This window comes from Allopontixanthobacter sediminis, assembly GCF_009828115.1.
GTDB classification, from domain to species: domain Bacteria; phylum Pseudomonadota; class Alphaproteobacteria; order Sphingomonadales; family Sphingomonadaceae; genus Allopontixanthobacter; species Allopontixanthobacter sediminis.
Genome location: NZ_WTYL01000002.1, coordinates 1 through 12,440 on the forward strand (window position 1 = coordinate 1; position 12,440 = coordinate 12,440).

Consider the following 12,440-nt stretch of genomic DNA (forward strand, 5'->3'; position numbering starts at 1 on the left):
CAGAAGCGGGTCAGTTTCTTCGGTGGCCGCGCAGCGACACCCGAATGGAGCCCGCGCGGTGACCAGATTGCCTTCACTCATATCGCCGGCGATTTCCGGATCGCAGTGATGAACCCCGGTGGGGGCGGCCTTCGGTTCCTGACCGATTCCTGGCAGGATGAGGGCCCAGCGTGGGCGCCGAATGGGCGGATCATTCAGTTCTTCCGTACGGAGCGTAATTCCGGCCGGACATCCTTATGGCAAGTCGACCTGACCGGCCGCAACGAACGAAGCCTCGATACTCCGATGGATGCTTCAGACCCTGCTTGGGGGCCAATTTTACCCTGATTACTTTCTGATATGGTCCTGTCAAACGAGCCTATCAAGGAGATGACCAAGTCCGAAAAATCCGTCGGTCATACCATAGGATACGCTGGACAATGGCCGAAATGTAGTCGCGTCCGGAACAGCGGACTTTCTCCGACGATGGCGAATAGCTGGCGATAGACTAAATCAAGGACAGTGCGACCGCTTCCACTGACAAAGCTGCCGTTCCTGGGTTCAATCCAAGCTCTTGAAACCTGTCCTTCATTCAGGGTTCGTTGAGCGCGCATAACTGGCCTTTTTTAAGACTGCGAGAATCGCTATTGACTGGCAAGAGCTGGGTGGAAACCGGACAGACCGCTAAGTTCAGTCTAAACCAAAACCGGCGGGCAGTTCGAGAATAGGAAAAAGGCTCCTACTGAGCGGTCCAGCGATGCCTTCAAGGTGAATGACAATGCGCCCAATTATCTTGTAGCACCAAGCCAAGCGCCATTGGTTGTGCAATTTTCCACCTCGATATTAAGGCTTTGGTTAGTCGTTTTCGTGTCTCGAAGGGGGTAATCGACGATCATGGAGACTGATGAGATTGACTGATGGGCGATTTGCCCGGTCAATGCCGTTCCAAGGAAGGTACGCGACGTTCAGGGCAAACGATTCCACCAAAAGAAGCGCTACTGGCAGCGTGTCCCTTCCCGAAAACCCGGATCAGATCACTCCGGCCAAATGGGCGACCAGCCAGGCCGAGGGCAACAGCATCGCCTGAGCTAAAAAAGTACCGCCCAGCCTGCTGAACGAAAGCCATATGATCGTTCTTCTGAAAGTGGACTGGGCGACCCGCCCCGAAACCACGTCATCGGTCATCACCGACAATTGGGGATCAATGACGACGAACAGCAATATGGTGGCAAAGCCGTTAATAACCGCCGAAAGCTGCGAGGCGGTGACCCGATATTCTGGGTTAAGGTAGCCCGCATAAAGCGATCCGATAACACCCACGGTAAGGAGCGCCTGCGCAAATATGTTGAGCAAGATGATAGTCAGCGACACTCCGCGCGGCTTCTTCAAGTCGGTCAGATGCACTTCCCGCGGCAAGGTTACAGTCTGCCTCAGATATCCAAAACCGCCTCTTGATAGGGCATGCCAGATGAGCCTGGGTAGCGACCGGTTTTCATGAAAATGTGCGATTGCAGAAGTAAACCAGCGCTGCGTCGTTGGTATCAGAAGCGCGCCTACAATAGCGGCTCCGCTGGCAGAAAGCAGCACGATCCTGAAGTCCATCTCCAACCCGGAACCAGTACCATTGGCAATATCGTTTTCTATCCGCTTTGCCAGAAAGGGTCCGAGAAAACTGTTGGACAGCCGAGAAACGAGGACGAGAATGTTGAATAAGGCGAAAGAAACCGCAATTCTTCCGGTCCTCACTCCTGCTATTCTGGCCGCATAGGCGAGTGCGCCGATCAGATGGATTACAAAGGTAAGCGCGCAAATCGCAAATAGCTGCGTATCCATAATGGTTTTCTCTGGCCGACGGTAACGCTGCCGATACGAATTCCGTGACATGGATGCGAACCAAATCTGCGCGACCCCAAAAATAGAGTACCCCTGCAATCAAATGTGTCTTTGGAACATCCGCGATCAGTAGCAAATAGCCCGCATTGTTTTCGTACTTTTCGAATCGGAACGAGTAGATGTTTGACTTGATCGCTCCCTTCGCCCCTATGATCGTGGGGGGAACCCTGGTCTTGCTGCTGGTTGCTTTCGCGTTCGAAATTCGTCCCCCGGAAGTTACGGCCCTTGCTGCAGTCGGCATTCTGCTGTTGCTGGGGATCATCTCTACCGATGACCTGTTAGGCGCGATGGGGAACTCTGCACCTCTCACGATCGCCGCGATGTTCATTATATCTGCATCAGTGGTGCGGACCGGCGCGCTTGAGGCTTTTGCTGGTCAGGTTACCAGGGTGGCAAAGAGGGCGCCAATTGCAGCGGCGGCGATGTTATTGGCGGCCGTGGCAGTGATGTCTGCATTCACGAATAACACCCCATTGGTCATGATCATGATCCCCATCGGCATCACTTTGGCCAAGCAGTTGGGAGAGACATCTTCCAAAATCCTGATGCCTATTTCCTTTGCAGCAATTTTGGGCGGAACTTGCACGCTGATTGGCACCTCGACGAACATTCTGGTCGATGGGGTCGCGCAAAAGCAAGGCCTGGCTGCATTCACGATTTTCGAAATGGCACCGGTAGGCATAATTGTCGCGATAGTGGGTGTGGGATATCTCGCCCTGACCCGCCGATTTCTTCCTGATCGTGACGTGATGTCGGCATTTCTCCCTGTGAATCAGAACAAGCGATACGCCATGTCCGTCTACGTCACGGCCACTTCTCCCTATGTCGGGCAGAAGCCTGAGGATGTCGCAATCTTCAAAAGCGGTAACCGCCGCTTTGTTGATCTGGTTCGCAACGATGTGCCGATCAATCGCACTGCCGAGGATAGGGTCATCAAGCCCGGCGATGTCGTGATCCTCAATTCCGATGAAGCAGATGTTATGACTATCCGGGAACGTGGAAGGCTAGCTTTGGCAGTCGCCGATGACGATGGGACCATTCCTGTTTCATCTCACAAATCCGTCATTGCCGAAGTACTGTTGCTGCCCGACGCCCGCTGTATTGGCCAAAGTCTAAACCAGCTGGAAATGACGAAGAGATACGGGGTCAGTCCCATCGCCTTGCACCGGCGGGGGGAAAATCTGAAAGAGCGATATGAAAGATCACCTTTACGGGTCGGGGATACGCTGCTCGTCGAAGGGTCTCCGGCGGATCTGATGCGCCTGGTCGAAGGCGAAAATTTGTTGAATGTGTCCGAGCCCAAATCGCGCGGGTTCAAAACCCAGAAGGCACCTATTGCCATCGCGGTAATTATGTCGGTGATCGTTGCTGCGGCGTTCGACATCATGCCTATTACCGGCTTGGCGGTGCTGGGCATGGCAGTGGTGCTGGTCACGCGCTGCATCGAACCGGACGAGGCATTTGCATCCGTAGATTGGCGGATAATCGGACTGATCATCGCGATGCTTGCAATAGGAACAGCGCTCGAAAACGCCGGCTTGGTCGAAATGCTCGTCAGCGCTGCGACACCAATGTTGTCCTCGTTTCCGCCGATTGTGGCGCTGGCGGCGATCTATCTGCTTAGCCTTTTGCTCACCGAACTGGTGACGAATAATGCAGTCGCAATCGTCGTCACGCCGATTGCAATCCAACTTGCGATTGCCCTAGGTGCCGATCCGCGCCCATTTGTCATCGCTGTCATGTTTGCCGCAAGCGCCAGCTTTCTGACGCCAATAGGGTATCAGACAAACACGTTGGTTTATGGCGCAGGCGGTTATCAGTTTCTCGATTTCGCGCGCTATGGCCTGCCGCTGACGGTAGTGGTCGCGATTACCTCGATCACGGCCATCCCCCTTATCTGGCCGCTTTGATCCGACGCTTGTGGATAGGGTCGAGACAGGTTTTGGCGGCTGACTTACTTTCTGGGAAACGCAGGTTTTTTTCGAGAATGGTAATTAGCGACCGACAGGCTCGACCGGGGGAAGCATGGCGGCATCCGCGAACAAAGCAGTCATAGCGCTTGCGAAATTTGGTTGCTGAAAGCGGCCATACTCCCACGCAGAAACAATGGGCAACCGATGGCAGGTCTCTCGATGTCGGGGCATGCTTAGGGGTTGCAATCGTCTGACTCTCGCCGCCGACGCGCGGTTCCTCCGTACGGCCGCAAGCAAAACTGGTCTCGAAGGCGGCCAATTGTCGCACGCCGGAACAATGCAAACACCGACTCCAACATAGTCTTGTTAGCAGGGGCGGCGGCGACCTCTCACCGCCTCTTTATCCTTTGAAATGGAGTGCCTTACTCGTTATCAACTGGAGAAGGCTGCGAGGTTCTGTTTCATGTGAGCCGAACGCACAACTTGGGGGCATCAAATGAAACCGCTGCGCTTGCTACTTTTGGCTTCGTCGTTCGGCGTGCTTCCGCTTACGTCGGCGGTCGCCGGTGAGGAAATTCTTTATGCGCCGGCCCCCGATTGGGTCGAGGTCAAGCCGCTCATAGCTGCCGACAGCAAGGGCGCGCCGCTGGTCCTTGTCGAACAGCAGGTCCGCCTCGAAGGGGGCACCGTCACCAGCTACAACGACATGGCAATGCGACTGAGCTCGCCCGAAGCGCTCACGCAAGCGGGCACGCTGACCGCGCAGTGGATGCCAGACAAGGGCGATCTCGTGATCCACCGAGTCGAGCTGCTCCGCGATGGCACCACGGTGGACGTGATCGCGCAAGGCGCGCGGTTCGACGCCCTGCGCCGCGAGCGTCAGCTCGAGCAGCGCGTCGTCGATGGCATACGTACTGCGTCTTTGGCACTTCCCGGTGCGCGAGTGGGCGATGTCGTGCGGCTCGCCTATTCGGTGAGCATGCGCGACCAGGCGCTCGGCGACGAGATGCAATGGGAAGGTATGCTGCTGGCGAAGCCGGTGCCGCTAGACCGCGGCAACATCACAATTTCCTGGCCGGCGGGCGAGGATATTCGTTGGCGCGCAAAGGCGGTCACCGCCGGTCCACAGCCTGTCGAGCGCAGAGGATATCGCTACCTGTCGTTCGATCTGCCGATTGATAAACAAGCGGAAATGCCAGGCGACGCTCCGCTGCGGTACCTGATTCCGCCAATTATCGGCGCCAGCAGCTTCTCTGGCTGGTCCGAGGTCTCTGAAATCATGGCTCCGCTTTATCTGCGGGTTCTCGGAATTGCGGCCGACAGTGACCTTGCGCGGCAAGTCGAACAGTTAAAATCGGCAAGTACGGACCCGCTGATCCGCGTCGCGCTCGCGACCCGGCTGGTGCAGGACGAGATCAGTTATCTCGCCAATGGAATGGACGGGGGGAACTATATTCCGCAGGCGCCGGCCGAGACGTGGGAGCATCGCTACGGGGATTGCAAGGCAAAGAGCCTGCTTCTCGCTGCGCTGCTGCGGGCAATGGACATCGAGGCCGAACCGATGCTCGTGCGGACAAGTGCAGGTGACGCGCTGCCGGAGATGTTGCCCATGCCCGGCGGCTTCGATCACGTCATCGTGCATGCGGTGGTAGACGGGACCGATTACTGGCTCGATGGAACAAGTGCGGGCGCACGAATCGACAACATCGCCATCGTTCCGCCGTTCCATTATGGCTTGCCTCTGCGTGCCGAAGGCGCCGAGCTGATCGTACTCTCTCCGCGGCTGCCGTCCGGCGAAGGCGACAAGCTGAAGCTGGTGATCGACAGCAGCGCGGGTATTTCCGTGCCCGCTATGTACGAGATCGACATCGAGCTGACTGGCGCCTCCGCGGCGCCCGTCCGTGCGATGGCGGGTCAGATCGAGGGCCAGCTGCTCGAGCAGATGGTGTCTTCGATCGTCGGCGCAGTGTTGGGCGATACGCAGCTGCTGACCCACGACCTCTCATGGGACCAGACGAAGGGTGTCGCGAACGTCACCGCGAGCGGGGTCATGACTACACCTTGGCGGCGCGAGCAGGAAGTTTATCAGCTCCAGCCTCCTGGGCAGCCTGCTGTAAAAATCAGTTTCGCTGCAGACCGTGCTCGGTCTGCTTGGCGCGATATCCCGCTCCGGCTCAATGGGCCTTCGAGCCAGCATCTGGAACTGAGCGTCGTGCTGCCCGACGGCGGGCGCGGATTTGCCATCGTCGACGGAGCCGGGATCGACGAGATGCTTGCCGGAATAGCGGTACGCTCCACGGCCGACTTGAAGCAGCGTCTTTTCACTCTCAAGCAGTCCGTCGTGAGCGCCGGGGGAGAACTCCCTGCCGCGAATATCGCGGCCGCCCAGCGTGACTCGGCGCGTATTCAGCGGCAGCTGCCGCAATTGCGGGCACCGGAAGGGGCACGAGCTCGCTGGAACTACAAAGGCACCGATCGCGATCTACTCGGGCCGTTGGAAAGGGCCTTCTCGCAGCTCATAGATAAGGCGGCCGAAGATGAGATCGCACAAGCTTATGCAAACCGCGCGGCGTTTCGCGCCGGAACATTCGATTTTTCCGCGGCAAAGTCGGATCTCGACAAGGCAATCGAGCACGAAGCCTCGATTGCGTTGTATTACCAGCGCGCGGCGGTGCTGACCGAACTGGGCGATCTCGAAAGCAGCCTCGGCGACCTCCAGACTGCCGAAGCTCTCGAGGCGAAGGGCGAAAGCTACGCCTCTCAGATCGAGCTACTTGGACTGCTCGGCCGCGCCGACGAAGGTGTGGCGCTCGCAAGAGAATATGGACCGATGGCTGAATCCGAAGAGGACGCCAGCCAACTGATTGCTACTGCGCTGATGTGGGAAGGCAACTCCACCGAGGCCTTGGCTGTTCTGGCGAAGGAAGCGGGTCGCCGCCCCGGCGACGGCGAACTTCTCAACGCCCAGTGTTGGGAAGCCGGTGTTTGGGCCAAGATAGACGATGCAATGCTCGACGTCTGCACGCGCGCGGTCGAGAAGTCCGACTGGTCGGCGAACGCGCTCGACAGCCGGGCCATGGCATATTTCCGTCTCGGACGGCTGAGCGAAGCGCGCGCCGACCTCGATGCAGTGGTGTCAAAGGCTCCCGAGATAGCCGAATCGCGTTTCATGCGCGGCGTCGTGCGGCTCGCACAGGGGGACAAGGGCGGGCGCGATGAGGTTCAACTGGCCTTGCACATGAAGCCAAGCCTTGCGCACATCTATGCTGCCTATGGAATAAAGCCCTGAGCCCTAGCGGGGAGCAGGCGCTCTGGATTAGCCAATTGATCGCCGAGGTCCGCAATTCATGTTCCTGCGAACGTCTGCATCTTCAGGGCAACCAGCGAAAACTCGACGATTGAGCATGCGCGGGCAGAAAGGAACACGTAAACAGGAGTGTGCGCCATGGTCAGATCTTCTCTTGTCAGCCTCTCGTTTATTGTGCTTCAAGGATGCGCGGTAAGCAACCCGCCGCCAATTAGCGCGCTCCTTCAAACATCCAGTGCTCCGGCGACCGATTTATCGTTAGACTATTCGCTGTCGCCCCATTTCGTAGGCGCGGATCTTGAGTCAGTCGACGTGACAATGAAGTTCGCCGGTGATGCGGACGGTAATACGGTCCTGACCCTGCCCAAGGAATTTGCCGGACAGCAGGACCTTTGGCGGCATATTTCCGCTCTGGAAATCATTGGCGGAAAAATCGAGCCAAGGGACTCCGCCACTCGAATTCTGCTACATTGGCCAAACGAGCTATTGACGGTTCGTTACCGTGTTAACTCAGCTTATGACGAGACGCCTTCTTCCTATGCGAAGGGCGGCGCAATTATCCGTCCCGACTGGTTCGCAGCATTCGGAGAAGCTCTATTCGCAGCAGTGGAAGGCAGGGACTACGTCCCAGCCCGTTATCGTTGGCAGGGCTGGCCGGAAAGCTGGCGAGTTGTCTCCGACATTGATCACGGGCAGACTGGCCAGGCGATGACCGGCGCTGATATCGTCGAAAGTACCCTTTTGGCCGGTCCTGCTTTACAATATTTCGAACGCCAGATTCCGAACGGCACGTTGCGCATGGGCGTGAACGGGACCTTTCAATTCGAAATCGCTGATTACGTGAACGCGCAGACACGGGTCATTGCCGCGCAGCGGAAATTCTGGGGAGACGCGAACGGACCGTACACCGTTACACTCTATGCGCTGCAAGATGTCGCGAACGGCTCCAGCGCAGGCGGTACGGGGCGAAGCGATGGCTTCGCTTTGGAGGCAACGTCCGACATCGACCTGTCAATCCTGACGCGTATTCTGGCGCATGAGCACACACATACCTGGATATCTCGCCGGGTGGGCGAATTGCCGAAGCAGGACGAAGCACTGAACTATTGGTTCAGCGAAGGTGTGACCGATTTCTACACCGGGCGCACCCTGTTAAGCGCGGGTGTATGGACCCCTGCGGAATTTGCGGACGACTTGAATGAGGCGCTAGCCCGCTACGCCGGATCTCCCGCGCGTGACCGCCCCAACAACGCCATCGCCCGGGAATTCTGGTCAGACGACGACGTTCAGCAACTACCATATGATCGTGGCCGGCTCTTCGCGCTCCTAGTCGATTACCAATTGCGGGTCAGGAGCGGGGGTTCGGCCAACTACGATGATTTGCTGGCGATCATGCGCGAACGCTGGCGTCTTGCGGCGGTAGATCAAAAGCCCGAACTCAGGTCCGCTTTTGTCGATGCCGCTAGCGAACTTGGACTGAACGTGCGCCAAGACCTTGCACGGTATATCGATGCCGGGGAACGTATCCTCTTGCCAGATGCCCTATTTGGCTCATGCGCAATCTTGCGCACGGTCGACCTTGCACGTTTCGACCCAGGTTTCGACCGGAGGAAAAGTTCGGAAACGGGGGTAATTCAGGGTGTAGTTCCCGACGGTCCCGCGGCTCAGGCCGGACTAGAAAATGGAATGAAACGGATCGCCTATATATCGAGCAAAGAAGGGGATTCTCGCGTTCCGATGGTCTATCGGGTGGCCCAACAAGATGAAGAGCTAACGATAAGCTGGCTGCCCGCGGGGCGAGAGACATATACTGCTCAAGAGCTCGACCCGTCGAGTGTATCCGGTACAGCTCAATGCCGGCAGATGCTGTCTGGTGGCGATTCTGGTTAATCTTTTCATGGCATTTTCGGCCGGTCCCACTTCAGGCAAATAGTCGGCAGCGCCGCCCTCCGTAAGAACCAACAATCAGTCAGCTCCCGCTGACAAAGCGGCCATACAAAGGCTCGATCTTCTCACCTGAAACCGGCCATACGTTCAGGTTTCCTTGAGCGCCCCAGACCGGCAGCTATTAGGACTACGCAAATCGGTGTTGAATGGCGTAAATTGGGTGGGATGCGGACTGTCCGCCTATTGATAGAAAGGCCCTTTCGCTGACATTAGATGAATTTGGTTTGCCCGTGTCACGCCGCTACCAGACCATTCATGTTAAGCGTAGGATGTTGCCAGACAGAAAGTCGTGCTCAGAATACGGCAGACTTCGTTTCGTCGTAGATTAACGTATCGCCCTTGGTTTTGGAACGTGACGCCTCAACATTTCACTTGTGTTGTTTGCGCGGTCTATGAAATTGGTTAGGGACGGATATGCCCCTAAAAACCATAGTCAAAAATTGGCCCTTCATACCCTGCGTTGCTGTGGTAATTTTCTCCGCATCTTGCACGTCAGCCCCGGCGACATCTGATCCGGTTGCCAGCGCGGCCCGCTGTGCCGATGTAGCCGCTTCGGTGAAAGATGCCGGTTTTCTCGACAAGGTCACGGTGGACTGCACCGGTGGCAATGCGGTTTTGACTTCCAACACCTATCCCGACCATGACTTGATGACCGGCATCATCGGCACCAATGAACAGGTGCCCGTGCCTGCGAAAGCGTATGCCGCGCCGGTGCCGCTGGAGCCGGTGCTGGGCACTACTCCGCAAACCAGAGACGCAGCCTTGGGCGTAGCGGTCAATGGCGTGCCAATCTTTGATTATACGGGCGGCGGCGAGATGACCATTGCGGAACTGTCTCACCATCAGGCGCAGCATGATACGCTGCAAACCAACCAGCTTGATGTCTGCGGCGGCCATGCGGGGCGCGGCGATGATTATCATTATCACGTCAAACCCAAATGCATGATTGCGCAAATGAAAAATGCCGGGGACGCGGCCATTATCGGTTGGGCTTTTGATGGCTTTCCGATTTATGGCGACAAAAATCCCGATGGCACACCAATTGAAAATGGCGGGCTCGATGTCTGTAATGGGAAGCGGGATAAAAACTTCGGTTACCGCTATCACACGTCAGCTGGCGCGCCCTACATCGTTCAATGCCTTATGGGTGAAGTTGCTGATTTGCGCGATCTCCCGCGCACCGCCCCGCTGGTGAGCGCATCCGGCCAAGGTGCGCCTCCGGGTGAGCCGCCACGCGGCGGAGTGCAGAATCTGGTTTTCACACAACAGAAGGATGGCAGCCGGAGCATGGATTACACTTATGACGGGCAGGCTTATTACATCCGCTATAAGCCCTCGGGGAAACCAGACTGCTACAATTTCACCACCCGAACGGTGACAAACAAGGGTGCTGTCAAAACTGGTGAATATTGCCGGTGATCCGCTTAATCGCCTTGCCAATGATGATTTTTCTGGCGGGGTGTTCGCAGGTCGGACCAGCGGAGGCGGCGGATAATGCGCCGCCAGCCAACATCCCGATCGCTGGATTTACGCTGACCAGTCCGGAGCTGACAGAGGGCGGCGTATTACCTGCCGCTCTAAAATGCACCCGCGATGGGGGCGAAGGGATCACTCCGCCGCTCAAATGGGGCTATATCCCGCCTGGCACCAAAAGTCTTGCGCTCATGATGTATCATTACCCGCGCGGGACCAGTGAAGGGATAGATGCTCCCAGCCAGTATTGGCTGCTGTGGAATTTCCCGCCGGAAACCCGTTCCCTGCCGCGTGGCAATCCTGAATCAATCGGTGATGAAGGGGCAGACAAGGATGAAAAGCGAACCGGCTACACTCCGCCCTGTTCACCGCCCGGCTCACAGCATGAATATACGATCACGCTATACGCGCTGAATGCATCGCTTGATACTCTCCCCGCGCGGGACGATCCCGATGTCGATTGGTCGGCCATGAAAACTGCCATGAAAGGTAAGATCGTCGGCTCATCATCAATATCATTTCTGAACTGAGCAAAGGAAAACCAATGCGTAAGCTTGTCACCCTAGCGTTTCTGCTGGCTGCCGGTTGCGCCGCCAGCGCGCCCAAGACAACAGGTATCACCGCCGAAATTTGGGCCGATAACTGGTTCGAAATGTATGTGGATGGCGCAAAGGTTCTTGAAGATAGCGTGCCGATCACCACCGAGCGTTCATTCAATGCTGAAACGACCAATTTCACTAGCAAGCCGCCAATGACGGTCGCCTTCATGGTCAAGGATTTCAAGGAAAACGATACCGGCCTTGAATACATAGGCACGAACCGCCAGCAGATGGGCGATGGCGGGTTTATTGCGCAGTTTCGCGACAATGCGACAGGCAAGATTATTGGGGCAACCGATAGCAAGGTGCGCTGCTTGGTCGTTCAGCGTGCGCCAACCGACCGGGCCTGCGCCAAGGAACGAGCTCCAATGGCGGGCAAGGGCCCATGCGGCTTCGTCGAGACACCGATACCGGAAAACTGGACTGCTACGGACTTCGATGACAGCGATTGGCCGGCCGCTGTCGAGCATAGCACCCGCGAGGTGTCCCCGAAAGACGGTTATGATGAGATTTCTTGGGATTCCGCGGCGAAGCTTATTTGGAGCGACGACTTGGTGCAGGACAATACTTTGCTATGCCGGATGACAGTCGCTGGGTGATCATAGGCTTGGCATGGACTTTCCCTTGCGTACCAAGACTTTACAAGCGCGTCTGGATTCGGGATTGAGCTGATGGCGCGCGATGTCCGAACTTGGGTCGCTTCCTGCCGGTCTGCTTTATCACAAAGCCACGATTAGCCGACGGGCTGCTTTTGGTGAAATCCAAAACGCTGCTGAACGGCAAAAACTAAGGTGGAATGCGGATATTAGGGGCGCTTGCCTCTCCGGTGGAGCAAGGCATAGATTAGCGAGTGCGTGACAGCGAACAAACTGACGGCGATGAGCCAAAGGAGCGGATGCTTCGTAGCAAAAGCCAGCCCTCCTGCCAGTCCGGTAACGAAAACAGCAACCGTGCGAAGAAGGGTGGTTGGATTGCCAAGCGACATTTCACGGTAACTATGGTGCCCAATGTTTGGGAAGCTGGCACGAAGGTAGGCACTCAAGTGGGTGTAAATAGCCCAATCGATAGCGATCGCGACAATTGCTCCTATGGGGACATACAGAGTTTCGCTCACTCGCCTACCGCAACCTTTCGAACGGCATGTTAGATGAGTGCTGCGAATGTCAGCAAGGGGGTCGGCTCCTGCCGGTCTGCTTTTAGGACCAGCTCCCGGCGGCTTTGGCGGCAAAAACTGGGGTGGTTTCCAGTCGTTGTCAGCCGAGATTAAAAATGGCAGACTTTCGCCATGTCGCTATATCGAAAATGCTGGCTCTTTTTTGCTTGGATTTT

At 56.8% G+C, this 12,440-nt stretch carries 7 protein-coding genes and 1 pseudogene; 7 read left to right on the plus strand and 1 reads right to left on the minus strand.

The annotated features are described in order from the left end of the window. A pseudogene (locus GRI65_RS05860) lies at nucleotides 1–327 on the plus strand (PD40 domain-containing protein); the annotation flags it as partial. Nucleotides 328–1,008: 681 nt separating this feature from the next. Here the strand turns inward: GRI65_RS05860 and GRI65_RS05865 are convergent. Beyond that, complete coding sequence (locus GRI65_RS05865; RefSeq protein ID WP_160755640.1) at nucleotides 1,009–1,812, minus strand: lipid II flippase Amj family protein; 804 nt, start codon at nucleotides 1,810–1,812, stop codon at nucleotides 1,009–1,011. Nucleotides 1,813–1,991: 179 nt separating this feature from the next. Here GRI65_RS05865 and GRI65_RS05870 point away from each other — a divergent pair, with 179 nt between their 5' ends. The 6 genes from GRI65_RS05870 to GRI65_RS05895 all read left to right on the plus strand — a co-directional run bounded on the left by GRI65_RS05870 (nucleotide 1,992) and on the right by GRI65_RS05895 (nucleotide 11,710). Next, on the plus strand, nucleotides 1,992–3,782 hold the full coding sequence (locus tag GRI65_RS05870; protein ID WP_160755641.1) for an SLC13 family permease: 1,791 nt from the start codon (nucleotides 1,992–1,994) through the stop codon (nucleotides 3,780–3,782). Between the two features lie 499 nt (nucleotides 3,783–4,281). Next, nucleotides 4,282–7,074 (plus strand): DUF3857 domain-containing protein, encoded by a 2,793-nt coding sequence (locus GRI65_RS05875; RefSeq protein ID WP_160755642.1) that lies wholly within the window; start codon nucleotides 4,282–4,284, stop codon nucleotides 7,072–7,074. A gap of 336 nt (nucleotides 7,075–7,410) precedes the next feature. Then, the gene (locus GRI65_RS05880) at nucleotides 7,411–8,982 is read left to right on the plus strand and encodes a M61 family metallopeptidase (RefSeq protein WP_160755643.1); all 1,572 of its coding nucleotides are present in this window, start codon (nucleotides 7,411–7,413) and stop codon (nucleotides 8,980–8,982) included. 612 nt (nucleotides 8,983–9,594) lie between these two features. Continuing rightward, entirely contained in the window at nucleotides 9,595–10,458 is an 864-nt protein-coding gene (locus tag GRI65_RS05885) for a YHYH protein (RefSeq protein WP_202391198.1), read from the plus strand. Continuing rightward, nucleotides 10,455–11,042, plus strand: coding sequence for a YbhB/YbcL family Raf kinase inhibitor-like protein (locus GRI65_RS05890; protein ID WP_332872637.1), 588 nt, complete (start codon nucleotides 10,455–10,457; stop codon nucleotides 11,040–11,042). The genes GRI65_RS05885 and GRI65_RS05890 overlap by 4 nt, the downstream gene beginning before the upstream one ends. Nucleotides 11,043–11,056: 14 nt before the next feature. Further along, a complete protein-coding gene (locus GRI65_RS05895; protein ID WP_160755646.1) occupies nucleotides 11,057–11,710 on the plus strand; it encodes a PEBP family protein in 654 nt (217 codons plus the stop codon). Nucleotides 11,711–12,440: the final 730 nt, after the last annotated feature.